The organism is Delftia sp. K82, assembly GCF_002193035.1.
Classification (GTDB): Bacteria; Pseudomonadota; Gammaproteobacteria; order Burkholderiales; family Burkholderiaceae_C; genus Comamonas; species Comamonas acidovorans.
In genome coordinates, this window is record NZ_MYFL01000004.1 from 40,620 (window position 1) to 56,436 (window position 15,817).

General features: G+C 68.5%; 12 protein-coding genes. 7 read left to right on the forward strand and 5 right to left on the reverse strand.

From position 1 onward, the window contains the following. Positions 1–19 precede the first annotated feature (19 nt). The 5 genes from KDK82_RS23590 (at position 20) to KDK82_RS23610 (ending at position 6,608) form a co-directional block, all read left to right on the forward strand. A complete protein-coding gene (locus KDK82_RS23590; protein WP_088166386.1) occupies positions 20–1,315 on the forward strand; it encodes a Zn-dependent hydrolase in 1,296 nt (431 codons plus the stop codon). Continuing rightward, positions 1,312–2,778: a M81 family metallopeptidase gene (locus KDK82_RS23595; RefSeq protein WP_088166387.1), complete on the forward strand. Its 1,467-nt coding sequence runs from the start codon at positions 1,312–1,314 to the stop codon at positions 2,776–2,778. Before KDK82_RS23590 ends, KDK82_RS23595 begins: the two co-directional genes overlap by 4 nt. A 208-nt stretch (positions 2,779–2,986) precedes the next feature. After that, on the forward strand, positions 2,987–5,296 hold the full coding sequence (locus tag KDK82_RS23600) for an NADP-dependent malic enzyme (protein ID WP_012207827.1): 2,310 nt from the start codon (positions 2,987–2,989) through the stop codon (positions 5,294–5,296). Positions 5,297–5,613: 317 nt separating this feature from the next. Further along, the gene (locus tag KDK82_RS23605) at positions 5,614–6,033 is read left to right on the forward strand and encodes a ribonuclease domain-containing protein (protein WP_013804791.1); all 420 of its coding nucleotides are present in this window, start codon (positions 5,614–5,616) and stop codon (positions 6,031–6,033) included. A gap of 149 nt (positions 6,034–6,182) precedes the next feature. Continuing rightward, positions 6,183–6,608, forward strand: a complete 426-nt coding sequence (locus KDK82_RS23610) for a barstar family protein (RefSeq protein WP_013804792.1) — start codon at positions 6,183–6,185, stop codon at positions 6,606–6,608. Between the two features lie 76 nt (positions 6,609–6,684). Here the strand turns inward: KDK82_RS23610 and rsmA are convergent, their stop codons facing one another. From rsmA to KDK82_RS23625, 3 genes are all read right to left on the reverse strand, one after another. Further along, the gene (rsmA, locus tag KDK82_RS23615; protein WP_034397468.1) at positions 6,685–7,452 is read right to left on the reverse strand and encodes a 16S rRNA (adenine(1518)-N(6)/adenine(1519)-N(6))-dimethyltransferase RsmA; all 768 of its coding nucleotides are present in this window, start codon (positions 7,450–7,452) and stop codon (positions 6,685–6,687) included. Positions 7,453–7,528: 76 nt separating this feature from the next. Further along, positions 7,529–8,956: a peptidylprolyl isomerase gene (locus KDK82_RS23620; protein WP_088166388.1), complete on the reverse strand. Its 1,428-nt coding sequence runs from the start codon at positions 8,954–8,956 to the stop codon at positions 7,529–7,531. Between the two features lie 41 nt (positions 8,957–8,997). Further along, positions 8,998–11,433 carry an LPS-assembly protein LptD gene (locus KDK82_RS23625; RefSeq protein WP_088166680.1) on the reverse strand — a complete coding sequence of 812 codons (2,436 nt, stop codon included), beginning with the start codon at positions 11,431–11,433 and terminating at the stop codon, positions 8,998–9,000. A 92-nt stretch (positions 11,434–11,525) separates the two neighbouring features. On the opposite strand from KDK82_RS23625, the gene KDK82_RS23630 reads away from it, so the two are divergent. Both KDK82_RS23630 and KDK82_RS23635 read left to right on the forward strand, forming a co-directional pair. Next, the gene (locus KDK82_RS23630) at positions 11,526–12,623 is read left to right on the forward strand and encodes an aminoglycoside phosphotransferase family protein (RefSeq protein WP_013804796.1); all 1,098 of its coding nucleotides are present in this window, start codon (positions 11,526–11,528) and stop codon (positions 12,621–12,623) included. 13 nt (positions 12,624–12,636) lie between these two features. Next, complete coding sequence (locus KDK82_RS23635) at positions 12,637–13,389, forward strand: 16S rRNA (uracil(1498)-N(3))-methyltransferase (RefSeq protein WP_088166389.1); 753 nt, start codon at positions 12,637–12,639, stop codon at positions 13,387–13,389. Here the strand turns inward: KDK82_RS23635 and KDK82_RS23640 are convergent. Together KDK82_RS23640 and KDK82_RS23645 are read right to left on the reverse strand one after the other, a co-directional pair. Further along, positions 13,376–14,260 carry an alpha/beta hydrolase gene (locus KDK82_RS23640; protein ID WP_088166390.1) on the reverse strand — a complete coding sequence of 295 codons (885 nt, stop codon included), beginning with the start codon at positions 14,258–14,260 and terminating at the stop codon, positions 13,376–13,378. The two genes, KDK82_RS23635 and KDK82_RS23640, sit on opposite strands and share 14 nt — an antisense overlap. Then, positions 14,260–15,768 carry a M20 family metallopeptidase gene (locus KDK82_RS23645; RefSeq protein ID WP_013804799.1) on the reverse strand — a complete coding sequence of 503 codons (1,509 nt, stop codon included), beginning with the start codon at positions 15,766–15,768 and terminating at the stop codon, positions 14,260–14,262. Before KDK82_RS23645 ends, KDK82_RS23640 begins: the two co-directional genes overlap by 1 nt. Between the last annotated feature and the right edge of the window lie 49 nt (positions 15,769–15,817).

The following is a 15,817-nucleotide window of genomic DNA, read 5'->3' on the forward strand; positions in this document are numbered from 1 at the left end:
GCATTCCCAGGAGTCATTCATGGATCTCAGTACCCCTCTTGCCGCCACCGCCGTTGCGGCCGGGCTGCGCACCGACGGCGCCCGCCTGTGGCAATCGCTGATGGACCTGGCGCGCATAGGCGCCACACCCAAGGGCGGCGTGTGCCGCCTGGCGCTGACGGACCTGGACCGCCAGGGGCGCGATCTCTTCGTGCAGTGGGCGCGCGAGGCCGGCTGCAGCATCCGCGTCGATGCCATCGGCAACATCTTCGCGCGGCGCGCGGGCCTGGACGATTCGCTGCCGCCCGTGATGACGGGCAGCCACATCGACACCCAGCCCACGGGCGGCAAGTTCGACGGCAACTACGGCGTGCTGGCCGGGCTGGAGGTGCTGCGCACGCTCAACGATGGCGGTGTGCGCACGCGCGCCCCGGTGGAAGTGGCCGTGTGGACCAACGAGGAAGGCTCGCGCTTCGTGCCCGTGATGATGGGCTCGGGCGTGTTCGTCAATGCCTTCACGCTGGAGCATGCGCTGGCCCAGCGCGATGCCCAGGGCGTGAGCGTGGACGAGGCGCTGCGCGCCATCGGCTATGCCGGGCCGGCCGGCCCGGCGCCCGCGGTAGGCGCGTATTTCGAAGCCCATATCGAGCAGGGCCCGGTGCTGGAAAACCATGAACGCGTGATCGGCGTGGTCAGCGCCGCGCTGGGCCAGCGCTGGTACGACGTCAGCGTGCAGGGCATGGAGGCCCATGCCGGCCCCACGCCCATGGAGCTGCGCCACGACGCCCTGCTGGCCGCCAGCTGCATCGTGGCCGAGGTCAACCGCATCGCCCTGGACCGCCTGCCGCATGCGCGCGGCACCGTGGGATCGCTGGAGGTGTTTCCCAACTCGCGCAACGTGATCCCGGGCGGGGTCAAGCTCAGCGTGGACCTGCGCGCGCCGGACGACGACCAGTTGCTGGACATGGACGCCGCACTGCGCGCGGCCTGCGAGCGCATTGCGGCCGCGCGTGGCGTGACCATTGGCGTGGAGCAGGTCGTCTACTTCCCGCCCCAGCCCTTCACGCCGCACCTGGTGGAGGCCGTGCGCACCAATGCCGCCGACCTGGGCTACAGCGCCATGGACGTGGTCAGCGGCGCGGGCCACGATGCCGTCTACCTGGCCCGCGTGGCGCCTGCGGCCATGATCTTCGTGCCCTGCGCCGACGGCATCAGCCACAACGAGATCGAGGATGCCGAGCCCGCCCACCTGGAGGCCGGCTGCAACGTGCTGCTGCGCGCCATGCTGGCGGCCGCGGGCGTGGTGCAGGCAGCGGACGGCGGGGTGCCGGCATGAAGATCCTGATTGCCCGGCTCAACCACGAGACCAATACTTTCTCGCCCGTACCCACGCCCATCGAGGCGTTTGCGCCCACCTATGGCGAGGCGGCCTACGCAGCCAACAAGGGCATGCGCACGGCCATGGCCGCCTTCATCGACCTGGCCGAGGCGGCGGGCGCCACCCTGGTCACGCCGGTATCGGCCACATCCAATCCCAGCGGCCCCGTGCATGCGGCCGCCTACGACGAACTCACGCACCGCATCGTGGCGGCCGCGCCGGGCTGCGATGCCATCTTGCTGGACCTGCACGGCGCCATGGTGGCCGAGAACAGCGCCGACGGCGAAGGCGACCTGCTCGAACGCGTGCGCGCCGCCGCGCCCGGCGTGCCCGTTGGCGTGGCGCTGGACCTTCACGGCAACATCACCGAAAAAATGGTGGGCAATGCCGATGTGATGGTCGGCTTCAAGACCTATCCGCACATCGACATGTACGAGACCGGCGAGCACGCGGGCCGCCTGCTGCTGGACATGCTGGCCGGCCGCGCGCGCTATGCCGTGTGCTGGCACCGCCTGCCCCTGATGAGCCACACGCTGCGCAGCACCACGCTGGACGGCCCCATGCTGGACGCCGTGAACGCAGCGCGCGCCCTGGAAGCGGAGGGCCTGCCCGCGGTCTCGGTGTTCGGCGGCTTTTCGCTGGCCGACATCGCCGCGCCCTGCGTGAGCGTGGTCGCCACCTGTCGCACCGACAAGCGCGCGGCCACCCAGGCGAGCGTGGACGCGCTGGCCGCCCGGATCTGGCAGCGCCGCGCCGACTTCATCTACCGCAGCGAGCCGCTGGCCGATTCGCTGCGCCGCGCCCAGGCCCTGGCCGAAGGCGCCGACCGCCCCGTGCTGCTGCTCGACCATGGCGACAACTGCATGTCCGGCGGCACCTGCGACACCATGGACGTGCTGCAGACCGCGCTGGAGCTGGGCCTGTCAGGCATTGCCGTGGGCCCGCTGTGCGACCCCGAAGCGGTTGCCTCGCTCACGGCGGCCGGCGAAGGCGCCGAAGTGGAGATCGCGCTGGGCAACAAGGTATCGCTGGAGCACATAGGCCTGCACAAGCAGCCGCTGCGGCTGCGCGGCACGGTGCGCGCCGTCAGCGACGGCGCCTACACGGTCAGCGGCCCCATCTACACGGGCCAGCGCTGCCACATGGGCCGCACGGTCTGCCTGGACACGGGCGCAGCGCAGATCGTGATCACCGAGCAGACGCACGAGCCCTGGGACCTGGGCGTGTTCCACTGCGTGGGCATGGACCCGACGCGCTTTCGCTTCGTGCTGCTCAAGTCGCGCATGTACTGCCGGCCCGTCTTCGTGCCGCTGTCCGCCGGCCTGGTCGAGTGCGACAGCCCCGGCGTGACCACCTCGGACTATTCGCGCTTTCCGTTCGCCCGGATCAGCCGCCCGGTGTTTCCGCTGGACGCCATCTGATGGACGCCATGTGATTGCCCGGCTTTGCGGCGGCGCGCAAGCAAAGACCGCCGCCGCCGCGGGGCATTGGGCAACCAGGCATCACAACAGTTTCACAGCAGGGCCCGGCTATTGCCTGTCGGCCTACAATCGGTTCCCCCCTACCTCGGCCGACGGCACGCGGGCTGATCCGCGCGTGCGTTGGCCATGCCTTCGCTGGAGACGCTTGATGTCCGACAACACGGCCCCGACCCCTTCCGATAAACGTGCCCAGCTGCGCCGTGCCGCACTCGAGTACCACGAGTTTCCCAAGCCCGGCAAGTTGACCATCGTGCCGACCAAGCCCATGGCCAACCAGCATGACCTGGCCCTGGCCTACTCGCCCGGCGTGGCAGCGCCCTGCGAAGAGATCGTCAAGGACCCGGCCGCCGCCTTCAAGTACACGGCGCGCGGCAACCTGGTGGCCGTGATCTCCAACGGCACCGCCGTGCTGGGACTGGGCGACATCGGCGCCCTGGCCTCCAAGCCGGTGATGGAAGGCAAGGCCGTCCTGTTCAAGAAGTTCGCGGGCGTGGACGTCTTCGACATCGAGATCAACGAGAAGGACCCGCAAAAGCTGGTCGATGTGATCGCCGCGCTGGAGCCCACCTTCGGCGCCATCAACCTGGAAGACATCAAGGCACCCGAGTGCTTCTTCGTGGAGCGCGAGCTGCGCCGCCGCCTGAAGATCCCGGTCTTCCACGATGACCAGCACGGCACGGCCATCACCGTGGCAGCGGCCATGGTCAACGCGCTCAAGGTGGCCGGCAAGAAGATCGAGGAGGTCCGTCTCGTGGCCTCGGGCGCGGGCGCCGCCGCCCTGGCCTGCCTGAACCTGCTGCTCAAGGTCGGCCTGCGCCGCGAGAACGTGTTCGTCACCGACCTGGCCGGCGTGGTCTACGAGGGCCGCACCGAGCTGATGGACGAGGACAAGGCCCAGTTCGCGCGCGCCACCGAGCTGCGCACGCTGGGCCAGGTCATTGAAGGCGCCGACGTCTTCCTGGGCCTGTCGGCCGGCGGCGTGCTCAAGCAGGACATGGTGGTCAAGATGGCCGCGCGTCCGGTGATCTTCGCGCTGGCCAACCCCAACCCCGAGATCATTCCCGAAGACGTGAAGGCCGTGCGCAGCGACGCCATCATCGCCACGGGCCGCTCGGACTACCCCAACCAGGTCAACAACGTCCTGTGCTTCCCGTACATCTTCCGCGGTGCCCTGGACTGCGGCGCGACCACCATCACCACCGAGATGGAAATCGCCACCGTCCACGCCATCGCCGAACTGGCCCAGGCCGAGCAAAGCGAGGAAGTGGCGGCCGCCTACGTGGGCGAGCAACTGACTTTCGGCCCTGAGTACCTGATCCCCAAGCCCTTCGATCCGCGCCTGATGATGAAGATCGCATCGGCCGTGGCCCAGGCTGCCGCCGAGTGCGGCGTGGCCCAGCGCCCGATCCAGGACATGGATGCCTACCGCGCCCACCTGCAGACCTTCGTCTACGCCTCGGGCACCATGATGAAGCCGCTGTTCGCCGCGGCCAAGAAGGCCGCCAAGAAGCGCGTGGCCTACGCCGAGGGCGAGGAAGAGCGCATCCTGCGCGCCACGCAGATCGTGGTGGACGAGCGCATTGCGCGCCCCACGCTGATCGGCCGCCCGGCCATCATTGCCCAGCGCATCGAGAAATTCGGCCTGCGCCTGAAGGAAGGCACGGACTACGACGTGGTCAACGTCGAGCACGACGAGCGCTACCGCGACTTCTGGCAGACCTACCACCGCATGACCGAGCGCAAGGGCATCACCGTGCCCATCGCCCGGATCGAGATGCGCCGCCGCCTGACCCTGATCGGCTCCATGCTGCTGCACAAGGGCGAAGTCGATGGCCTGATCACCGGCACCTGGGGCCAGACATCGCACCACCTGCAGTATGTGGACCAGGTGATCGGCCGCCGCGCCGGCGTGCAGACCTATGCCTGCATGAACGGCCTGCTGCTGCCCGACCGCCAGGTCTTCCTGGTGGACACCCACGTCAACTACGACCCCACGGCCGAGCAGCTGGCCGAGATCACCATCATGGCCGCCGAGGAAATGATGCGTTTCGGCGTCAAGCCCAAGGCCGCCCTGCTGTCGCACTCCAACTACGGCTCCAGCAACCAGCCCAGCGCCGTCAAGATGCGCCAGACCCTGGAGCTGCTGCGCGAGCAGGCCCCGTGGCTGGAAGTGGACGGCGAGATGCACGGCGACGTGGCCCTGGACGGCAAGGCCCGCGCCCAGCTCATGCCCAACAGCACGCTGCTGGGCAACGCCAACCTGCTGGTCATGCCCAACATCGACGCGGCCAACATCAGCTACAACCTGCTCAAGCAGGCCGCTGGCGGCGGCATTGCCATCGGCCCCGTGCTGCTGGGCGCCGCCCGTCCCGTGCACATCCTCACGCCGAGCACGACGGTGCGCCGCATCGTCAACATGACGGCGCTGACGGTGGCGGACGCTAACGCTAACCGTTAAGCACCCCCTGAGCCGCTTCGCGGCTTCCCCCTCTCTACCCGCTTCGCGGGGGAGGGGGACGGCGCCCTCGCCGCGAGGCGGCTCTCGCTCGGCGCCCCTGGTTTTTTGGCCGCGCGCGCTTTTTTTGACAACGGGCGGCATCTTCATTGAATAGCAGGCAACTCAGGCGCAGAGTTGCCTGCCCACTGTTCAATCCCCAGACATTTCCTTGGTCAAGCTGCCTGTTTTTTGGGCAGAACTTGCATTTTGAGGGGTGTTCCGTCACACTAGCGGGTCGAGATTTCAGGGCTTCCCTGGATTTCTGAAAGGTGTAGTTGATGCTGAAGGCAGCCGCCGCCAAGGCGTACCAGTCCGGTCTAGCGCTCATCGTCGGGGCCGCCTTTGTGCTGTCGCCCTCGCTCGCTGATGCGCGCCGCTCGGCGCCCGAGAGCGTGGAGACGACGGCGGCCGTGGCCACCGTCGCTCTGTCCGAGTTGCCGCGCGAAGGCCGTTCCACGTATACGCTGATCCTGCGCGGCGGGCCTTTTGCCCACGACAAGGACGGCACGGTGTTCGGCAACCGCGAGCGCATCCTGCCGCGCCAGTCGCGCGGCTATTACCGTGAGTACACGGTGCGCACGCCCGGTTCGCGTGACCGTGGAGCCCGCCGCATCGTCTGCGGCGGAGAGCCCCAGCAGCCCGATGCCTGCTACTACACCAGCGACCACTACAGCAGCTTTCGCAAGATCATCGAATGACCTCGACCCAGTCTCTACAGCCAGTTCGACCCTCCGTGTCCGACGCAGTGCGCTGGCAGGGGTCTGCATTTCATCCACAGCCCAGGGATACCGAAGGCCTTGAGCCCGTCCCCGCAGGCCACATCCACGTTAGAGAAAGAGCCACGGAGATGGATGCACCACTTCGTAAGATCCCCGACACCCCTTTGCGGAACGTGCGCGCCAACATCGTGCAGTCGATCCGCGCCTACAGGGTGGAGGATCTGCAACAGGCGGCCGAGACGCTGGGGTGCCATTTTCTGTATGCCAACCTGGCCCATGCGCAGACCAAGGCCGACATCCTGGAACTGCTGGCCACGCAGTTCTTCTTCCCCGCGCATTTCGGCAAGAACTTCGACGCGCTCTACGACTGCCTGACCGACCCCATCCACAAGGCCGGCCCGCAGCCGGGCTTTGTGCTCGTGCTCGACCAGATCCCGACCACGCCCAAGTTCGACAAGGAAGTGCGCGAGCAGCTGCTGGACAGCTTCCGCGACGCGGCCGAGTACTGGGCCGAGCGCAAGATTCCGTTCCGCTGCTTCTACTCGTTCCTGTAAGCGCAGGACATTGATTGCCCAGAGCCCACAGCGCCCAATCGGGTGCTGTGGGCTCTGCAGTCGCTGGGCGCCGTGCCTAGGCGCGCGTAAACCGGGCGGCGAGTGCCTCGTATTCGGACACCGGCACTTCCTCGGCGCGGCGCTGCAGGTCGAATTCCCCGTCAAATCCCTTGGCTTCCAGCCAGCGCCCCAGCGTGTTGCGCAGGATCTTGCGCCGCTGGCTGAAGGCCACCTGCACCATCTCCTCCAGCAGCTTCGCGTCCAGGGCCGCCGGCGCCTCGCGCGGGACCATGCGCACGACGGCGCTGTCCACCTTGGGCGGCGGATTGAAGCTCTCGGGCGGCACGTACAGCACGCTCTCCATCGCATAGCGCCACTGCAGCATGACCGTCAGCCGCCCATAGGCGGCCGTGGAGGGCGACGCCACCATGCGGTCGATGACCTCCTTTTGCAGCATGAAATGCTGGTCCTCGACCACGTCCACCTGCTCGAGCAGGTGAAAGAGGATGGGGCTGGAGATGTTGTAGGGCAGGTTGCCCGCAATGCGCAGCTTGGGCACGCCCAGGCGCGCGGCAATGGCACGGAAGTCCACCTTGAGCACGTCGGACTCGACCACGTCGAGCTGCTCGTGCAGGCGCAGGCGCACGGCCAGGTCGCGGTCCAGCTCGATCACGGTGAGCCGGCCCAGGCGTTCGACCAGGGGCTGGGTCAGGGCCATCAGGCCCGGCCCGATCTCGACCATGGACTGGCCCGGCCGGGGGTCGATGGCGCTCACGATGCCGTCGATGATGCCGTCATCGGTCAGGAAGTTCTGGCCGAAGCGTTTGCGAGGAATGTGTTTCATAGAAAAAGCAAGGCGGTGCGCCATGGCACCGCCTTCCATTGTGGACTGCCGCAGCCGCAGCTGCTCGGGGGGTGTCTTATTGCGGAGGCTCGCGGTACTCGACATAGGCGCGGCCACGCAGTTCCTGAAGCCAGGTCTGGTAGTCGGTTTCGAGCTTGCGCTCGCGCACCACGTTGCGCACCATGTCGCGCTGCTCGCGGGGCGTCAGCGCAGCCTGGCGGCGCTCGATGAGCTGGATCAGGTGCACACCGAAGCGCGAGACCAGCGGGTCGCTGACCTGGCCGGGCTGCAGCGCATTGAGCACCTGCTCGAACTCGGGCACGAACTGGCCGGGCGAGGCCCAGCCCAGGTCGCCGCCGTTGCGCGCGCTGCCGTCCTGCGAGAACTCGCGGGCCAGCGATTCGAAGCTGGCCTGGCCGCTGTCCACGCGGCGCTTGTAGTCGGCCAGGCGCTTGGCGGCATCGGCCTCGGTCATCTGGTCGCCAATGCGCAGCAGGATGTGGCGCGCATGGTTTTGCGTGACCACGGACGGCATGCCGGCCTGCGACTTCTCCAGCACCTTGAGCACGTGAAAGCCCGCGCCCGAACGGAAGGGGCCGACGATGCCGCCCTGCGCCGTCTGGCCCACGGCCTTGGTGAACAGCTCGGGATAGCGGTCCAGAGGGCGCATGCCCATGGCGCCGCCGCCCTGGCCGTCGGGCACATCGGAGAACTCCTTGACCACGGCCAGGAAGTCGCCTTGCGTGCGGGCGGCCTCGGCGGCCTGCTTGGCGCGGGCCTCGCGCTCGGCCACTTCGGCGGGGCTGGCGTTCTCGGGCACGGAAATCAGGATGTGGCCCAGGTTCACGGCGGCCGGTGCCTTGTCGGCACCGCCGCTGCGCTGCTCAGCCAGGTAGCGATCGATGTCGGCATCGGTGACGCGCACGCGGCCGTCCACATCGCGCTCGCGCAGACGTTGCAGCGTGATCTGGCGGCGCAGCTCTTCACGGAACTGCTTTTCGTTCACGCCTTCGGCCCGCAGGCGGGACTGCAGGCCAGCCTTGTCCAGGCCGTTTTGCCGAGCCACATTGGTCAGCGCCTGGTCCACGGCGTAGTCATCCACGCGCAGGCCCGTGTCCTTGGCTTCCTGCAGCTGGGCCTTTTCGACGATCAGGCGCTCCAGCACCTCGCGGGCCAGCAGCGCCTCGGGCGGCATCTGGCCGCCCTGCTCGGCAATGTTCTGCGCCACGCGCGCCATGCGGGCACGCACTTCGTTGTTGGTCACGGGCTCGGAGTTGACCACGGCGACGATGTAATCGGCCGAGCGCACGCCTGCCTTGGTGCCGCGATCGCGCGACGAGGGCAGGTTGGTGGCGTCCAGCGCACGCGAGACGGAGGCATCGCCGGCCTGGGGCGCCCTGGACTGGCCCGGAACACGCAGGCCTTGCGCCTGGGCTGTGGTGGCCAGCAAGGCCAGCGCCACAGCGGCAGCTGCGCAGCAATGGGTCTGGGAAAGAAAACGCATGGGAGAGATGCCTTGCAAAAAGCGTGTTTGGAGCGTTGGCTCTAATCGTAGTTGGTGAAGCGGCTGGGAGGCGTCACGGACTCGCGCAGGTACTGGTAGCGCGGCACATTCTGCTTGAGGCTGCGCTGCGGGTCTGCACCCAGGCTCAGCCGCGAGAAGCCGACGAACTCGATCTGGAACAGCAGCCGGGTGTTGGACTGGGTGATGGAGCTTTGCAGGCGCTCCAGCACCACGCGGCCAATCCAGCAGCAGCCGTCGTACTCCAGTCCGACCACGGTATCGACGAGCTTGCGGTCCTTCAGACTGTAGTTCAGCCGGCCCACCGTGTACCAGCGCCCGCCGCCCTGGCCACGGCCGGCACCCAGGTCGCGCCCCTTGTCGCCCCACAGGTCGTTGATGGGCCATTGCCAGCCCACATCGACCAGCTTGCTGGCGTCGGTACGCGCCACGGTGTCGTACTGGGTACGGTAGGCCACGTTCACCGTGCGGTAGGAGCTGGGGCTGTAGCGCGCACCAAAGGTGGTACGCACCGAGCGGTTGAGGTCGCGGTTGTACTGGGTCGTGCCTTCGGTGGACCAGGCATCGGTCCAGTTGATGGCCGCGCCCAGCAGCACGTCGGACAGGCGGCTGGTGGCCGGCACCTCGCCGGGCAAGATGACCTTCTGGTCGGAGAAACGCACGCGCTGCGCAATGCCGAAGCGCGCCTTTTCCGCACCCGTGGCCCCGTCGATCAGGCGCGTGGTCGCACCCAGGGTCAGCAGGTGGTTGTCGGCAATGCGGTCCTGGCCGTTGTAGTCGTTCTCGGAGTAGATGCTCGCGAAGTTGAAGTCGTTGCGCGCCGTGTCATACAGCGGCAGAAAGCTCTGGTCGCGGTAGGGCGTGTAGGTGTAGAAGGCGCGCGGCTCGAAGGTCTGCAGCAGCTGGCGGCCGAACAGCGTGGTGTCGCGCTCGAACACCAGCCCGCTGTCCACGCTGACCGTGGGAAGCGTGCGCGAGGCATTGCGGCTGCCGTTGCTCATCAGGCTGTCCACCTGGTAGTTGCTGGTGTGCAACTGGATCCTGGGCGTGATGAAGGCGCCCGGCGACAGGAAGGGGCGGCTCACCTGGGCCAGCATGTAGCTGCGCTGGCCGTTGTTGTAGGTCATGCCGGCCAGGGGCTTGTCGATCTCGAAGCGCGTGGTGTCGGCCACAAAGCTGAAGTCCAGGCCGTGCGGCAGGTCCAGCGGCGTGTAGCGCCATTGCAGCTGCGGCTTCATGCCGTAGGGCGGGGCAATGGGCGCCGATGCATCCTGCATGGTCTGCCAGTACAGGGTGCGCAGGGTCAGCACATTGTCGCCACGTGCCCAGGACAGGTTCACATCGTTGGGCAGCAGGCGCTCGCGCAGCGTTTTGGCGGCCAGCGGGAAGTCGCGCCAGTAGTTGTCGTCGCTGACGCGGTTGAGGTTCATGTTCAACCCCAGGCCACCGATGGGCGAGTCGATGACGCCCCGGTGCTGCAGCGAGTAGGCCCAGCGGTCCCGGTCACGCTGGCGGTCGCCGGGCATGTAGGCCGCATAGGCCTCGCCCGAATAGGTCGGCTCCAGGTAGCGGAACTGGGCGCCCAGGTTGACGCCGCGCTTGCTCATGACCGAGGGATACAGGGTCATGTCGCGGTTGGGCGCAAGGTTCCAGTAGTAGGGCTGCGTGTATTCGATGCCGCTGAGCTTGTCCAGGCCCATGGTGGGAGGCAGCAGGCCCGACTTGCGCTTGTCCGACAGCGGAAAGCTCATGCGCGGCACGGGCAGCACGGTCACGCCCTTGAACTGCAGGGCAGCGCCCTCGGCCACGCCCACTTCCTCGGCCATATCGATGTGCAGGGTCCGGGCGCGCAGCATCCAGGCCGGCTCCCAGCTGGCCTCGTCGTCGCGCTGGCAGGTGGTGTAGGTGGCATCGTGGACCACGGCATGGTCGCGGTCGATGAAGTCCACGCGCGAGGATTTGCCGTAGGCGCCATTGGCCAGGAAGCGATATCCGGCGTTGTCGAAAAAGCCCTTGAAGGCATCGACCTCCAGGTCCAGCTGCGTGCCCTCGTAGACATTGCCGGCCTGGTTGATGTGCACCGCGCCCGAGGCATTGACGCGGTCGTCGGGCACCTGGTATTCGAGCCGGTCGGCGCGGATCATGGTGTCGCCGCGGCGCAGTTCGGCATTGCCCTCGACCACCGAGTTGATGTCCGGCTGGCCGCTGAGCGCGTCACCGCGCACATAGACGGGCTGCTGGGAGCGCACCGCCTCGGGATAGGTTTCCTGCATCAGCGTGCTGGGGCGCAGCGGGCGGACTTGCTGCAGCCGGCCTTCGTCGGCTGCAGCGGGCTGGGCCTGGGCCATCGTGGAGCCACCGGCCCATGCGAGAGCCACAAGCCAGGCCAGCGGGCGTACAGCGGGGCGCGCGGGCGCGCGGGCAGCCAGCGGATCGGGGAGCGGCGGTCGGAGGTACACGGTGGTCAACAGCGGCGGGTGGACAAAGGCGCAAGCCTAGCATCACCGCCGGGCATTCGCCGGGGTGGCGGTTTGTAGAATCGCGATTATCCATGAGCCATCCAAACACCCCCACGGCCGGCGTTGTCTGGGCCGACCCCGCCCGCCACGCCGCCTTCGACGCCTGGCTGGCCCCGCTGTCCGCCCGCCACGCGCTGCGCCCCGAAACCCTGCGCCCTGCCTCGGCCGATGCCAGCTTTCGCCGCTATCTGCGCCTGGACACCAGCGCGGGCGCCAGCCTCATCGTCATGGATGCCCCGCCGGACAAGGAAGATTGCGCGCCCTTCGCCAAGGTGCAGGCGCTGATGGCCTCGGCCGGGCTGGCCGTGCCGCAGATCCTGGACTGGGATGCGGCGCACGGCTTCATGCTGCTGTCCGACCTGGGCGGCCACACCGTCATCGAGGCGCTGGACCCGGAAAAGCCCCAGGACGCGGAAGCCTGGTACCGCTCGGCGCTGGAGGTGCTGCTGGCCTGGCAGACCGCCTCGCGCCCCGACGTGCTGCCCGCCTATGACGACGCCCTGCTGCGCCGCGAGTTGCAGCTGTTCCCCGACTGGTACATCGCGCGCCACCGCGAAACCGTGCTCGACGACAGGCAGCAGGCCACGCTGGCCAAGGCCTTCGACCAGATCGTGGCCCATAACCTGGCGGCACCCAGCGTCTTCGTGCACCGCGACTTCATGACGCGCAATCTCATGCAGCCCGTGACCGCCAGCGGCCCGCTGGGCGTGCTGGACTTCCAGGATGCGGTCTATGGCCCGGTGACCTATGACATCGCCAGCCTGCTGCGCGATGCCTTCATCAGCTGGGAAGAGGACTTTGTCATCGACATTACCGTGCGTTACTGGGAGAAGGCGCGCAAGTCGGGATTGGTCGGCGCGCGCAGCCAAAGCGGCTGGGGCGACGATTTCGGTGAGTTCTACCGGGGCGTGGAGTGGATGGGCCTGCAGCGCCATCTCAAGGTGGCCGGCATCTTCGCGCGGCTGACGCTGCGCGACGGCAAGCCCCGCTACCTGGCCGATGCACCGCGCTTCATCCACTACATCCGCTCCACCTGCAGCCGCTACCGCGAGCTGACGCCGCTGTTGCGCCTGGTGGACCAGATCGAAAACATCCAGCCCCAGGTCGGCTGGGCCTACGGGCGCGTCTGAGAACGGATACGCCATGCCACGCTTTCACTGCCCCATTGCGCTGCGCAGCGGCGCCGACATCGACCTGCCGTCCGGCGCGGCGCGCCATGTGCAGGTGCTGCGCCTGCAGCCCGGCGACGGCATCACCCTCTTCGAAGGCCGCGCCGGCGAAGGCTTCAGCGGCGGCGAGTTCGAGGCCACCGTGCTGCGCATGGGCCGCAGCGACGTGGCCGTGCGCATAGGCGCGCACCACGCCGTGGAACGCGAGCCCCTGCGCCCCGTGCACCTGCTGGCCGGCATCACGGCCAACGAACGCATGGACTGGCTGGTGGAGAAGGCCGCCGAGTTGGGCGCCGCCAGCATCACCCCGCTGGTGGCCGAGCGCAGCGTGCTCAAGCTCAAGGGCGAGCGCGCCGAGAAAAAACTCGCCCACTGGCAGGCCGTGGCCGTATCGGCCTGCGAGCAGTGCACGCGCAACCGCATTCCCCCGCTGCACACCCCGGCAGACCTGGAGGACTGGCTGGAGGGCGGTGCGAAACAGCTGCCGCCCGGCACGCTGCGCCTGCTGCTGTCGCTGGGCGAGGGCACGCGGCCGCTGGGTGATATCCTGGATGCCACGGCCGAGGATGCACCCGTGGTCTTTCTCTCCGGCCCCGAGGGCGGCCTGTCGCCCGCCGAGGAGGCCCTGGCCCGCGCCCAGGGCTTTGTACCCGTCACGCTGGGGCCACGCGTGCTGCGCGCGGAAACCGCGCCCCTGGCCGCGCTGGCGGCGCTCACGCTGGCCTGAAGCGGCCCAGCCAGTCGCGCAGCCGCGCGAACACGGGCGCGGCGAAGTCATCGCGCTCGTTGAACAGCTCGTGGTAGGCGCCGTCAAAGCGCTGCGCCTGTACCACGGCTGGCGGCGCGCGGTCGGAAAAGGCCTGGCTGCCGGCCGGCGCCACCAGCCTGTCATCCCCCGCCCACAGCAACAGGCTGGGCACGCTCCACTGCCCCGCGCGGGCCAGCACCTGCGGGCCGCCCTGCGCCAGAAACCGCGCCAGCCGCGCGCAGATGCGGTCATGGCACAGCGGATCGGCACGGTAGGCATCGCAGACCGCCGCGTCATGCGAGAGATAGGGAATCTGCAGGCCGTTGGACACGCGCAGGTCGGGCACCAGGCGCGGCAGCGTGCCCACGAGCAGTTTCTGGATGGACGACAGGCCCACGTCGAAGGCTGGCGAAGACAGCACCAGCGCATCGACAGGCCGGATGGCACGCGCCACGAACAACGCAGCCACCAGGCCGCCCAGGCTGTGGCCCAGCAGCACCAGAGGCTGGCCAGCGGGCTGCTGGGCACGCGTGGCATCGACCACGGTCGCAAGGTCATCCAGCAGCCGGCCATCGGCCGTCAAGCCGCCGCGCGGCCCTGCCGAGCGCCCATGGCCGTATTGGTCGTAGCCGCGCACCGCATAGCCCCAGGCATTGAGGCGCCGGGCCAGCGCCTCATAGCGGCCGATGTACTCGCCCAGGCCGTGCACCAGCAGCACGGTGGCGCGCGCCTGGCCCCCGTCCACGGGCCAGTCGCGCAGTGACAGCTCGGCGCCGTCGCTGGACGCAAGGCGCGTGACCTGGCCTTGCGAGGCAGGTGCGGGAACGGGTGCGGGGGCCGGCGCTGCCATCACGCCACGCCAGCAGCGCCAGCCTCGGCGGCTGCCTGCGCCCCGGCCATGGCGGCGATCACCTGGGCGACGGCGGCCGTGAGCTTCTTGGCATAGGGCACGTGCAGGAATTCATTGGGACCGTGGGCATTGCTCTTGGGACCGAGCACGCCGCAGACCATCATCTGGGCCTTGGGAAAGCCCTGGCTGAGCATGTTCATCAGCGGAATCGTGCCGCCCTGGCCGATGTAGCCGCAGGAGGCGCCGAAATGCGCCTGGCTTGCCGCGTTGAGCGCGTCCTCGAACCAGCCGTCCATGGCTGGCGCATTCCAGCCGCTGGCGCCCGACAGGCCCTGCCAGGTCACACGGGCCTGGTAGGGCGCGTTGTCCTCCAGCAGCGCCTTCATTTCCTGCACGCAGGCAGCGGCATCGACCAGAGGCGGCAGGCGCAGGCTGAGCTTGAAGGCGGTATAGGGGCGCAGCACGTTGCCGGCGTCCTGCAGCGCGGGCAGGCCCTCGGCGCCGGTCACGCTCAACGTGGGCTCCCAGGTGCGCTTGACCAGGGCCTGGACCGGGTCGGTGGTGGTGGGCAGGGCGAACAGCGTGGAGCCGCCGCAGTCGTAGTGCGCCCAGGGGAAGCGGGCATAGGTTTCCTCGCCCAGGATGGCCGCCGTGTCGCGCATCTGCGCCATGCGCTCGGCCGGCACCTCGCAGTGGAAGCTGGCAGGCAGCAGGCGCCCGGTCTTGCTGTCCTCCAGCCGGTCCAGCACCTGGCGCAGGATGCGGAAGGACGACGGCACGACGCCCGAGGCATCGCCCGAATGCACGCCCTCGGTGAGGATTTCCACCTTCAGCGTGCCGCTGGCCATGCCGCGCAGGCTGGTGGTCAGCCACAGCTGGTCGTAGTTGCCGGCGCCGCTGTCCAGGCAGATCACCAGACCCACATCGCCCAGGCGCGGACGCAGGGCATCGACATAGGGCAGCAGGTCGCGCGAGCCGCTTTCCTCGCAGGTCTCGATCAGGCCCAGGATGCGCGGGTGCGGCACGCCCTGGCGCTTGAGCTCCTGCACGGCCGCGATGCTGGCGTAGACCGCATAGCCGTCGTCGGCGCCGCCACGGCCATAGAGCTTGCCGTTCTCATACTTGGGCGTCCACGGGCCCAGGTCGCTGCGCCAGCCGTCGAACTCGGGCTGCTTGTCCAGGTGGCCGTACATCAGCACCGTGGGGCTGGAGGCCGCCTTGTCCTGCGTGCCTTCCACCTCGAAGAACAGCACCGGCGTGCGGCCCGGCTGGCGCACGATCTCCAGCGTCAGGCCGGCCACCTTCTGCGCCAGCACCCAGTCGGCCGCATTGCGCAGCACGGTCTCCAGGTGGCCCTGCTGCTCCCAGTCGGGCGCGAACATGGGCGACTTGGCGGGAATGGCGATGTACTCGGTCAGCGCCGGGACGATGCGCTCGTCCCAGGAGCGGCTGATCTGGTCAAGCGCGGCTGCGGGCTGCAGCAGTTGCGAAGGGGTGCGTGCGTTCATGGCGGGTCCTCGTGTCATGGGTCGGCGCACCGTTCGAGCGAAGCCAGCG

Excerpts from the sequence above, each read along its gene's own strand:
- KDK82_RS23610 (WP_013804792.1), top strand. The coding sequence starts at position 6,183 with ATGGATGCACCACTTCGTAAGATCCCCGACACCCCTTTGCGGAACGTG.
- KDK82_RS23635 (WP_088166389.1), top strand. The coding sequence starts at position 12,637 with ATGCCACGCTTTCACTGCCCCATTGCGCTGCGCAGCGGCGCCGACATC.
- KDK82_RS23600 (WP_012207827.1), top strand. The coding sequence starts at position 2,987 with ATGTCCGACAACACGGCCCCGACCCCTTCCGATAAACGTGCCCAGCTG.
- KDK82_RS23620 (WP_088166388.1), bottom strand. The coding sequence starts at position 8,956 with ATGCGTTTTCTTTCCCAGACCCATTGCTGCGCAGCTGCCGCTGTGGCG.
- KDK82_RS23605 (WP_013804791.1), top strand. The coding sequence starts at position 5,614 with ATGCTGAAGGCAGCCGCCGCCAAGGCGTACCAGTCCGGTCTAGCGCTC.
- rsmA (WP_034397468.1), bottom strand. The coding sequence starts at position 7,452 with ATGAAACACATTCCTCGCAAACGCTTCGGCCAGAACTTCCTGACCGAT.
- KDK82_RS23595 (WP_088166387.1), top strand. The coding sequence starts at position 1,312 with ATGAAGATCCTGATTGCCCGGCTCAACCACGAGACCAATACTTTCTCG.
- KDK82_RS23640 (WP_088166390.1), bottom strand. The coding sequence starts at position 14,260 with ATGGCAGCGCCGGCCCCCGCACCCGTTCCCGCACCTGCCTCGCAAGGC.
- KDK82_RS23645 (WP_013804799.1), bottom strand. The coding sequence starts at position 15,768 with ATGAACGCACGCACCCCTTCGCAACTGCTGCAGCCCGCAGCCGCGCTT.
- KDK82_RS23630 (WP_013804796.1), top strand. The coding sequence starts at position 11,526 with ATGAGCCATCCAAACACCCCCACGGCCGGCGTTGTCTGGGCCGACCCC.
- KDK82_RS23590 (WP_088166386.1), top strand. The coding sequence starts at position 20 with ATGGATCTCAGTACCCCTCTTGCCGCCACCGCCGTTGCGGCCGGGCTG.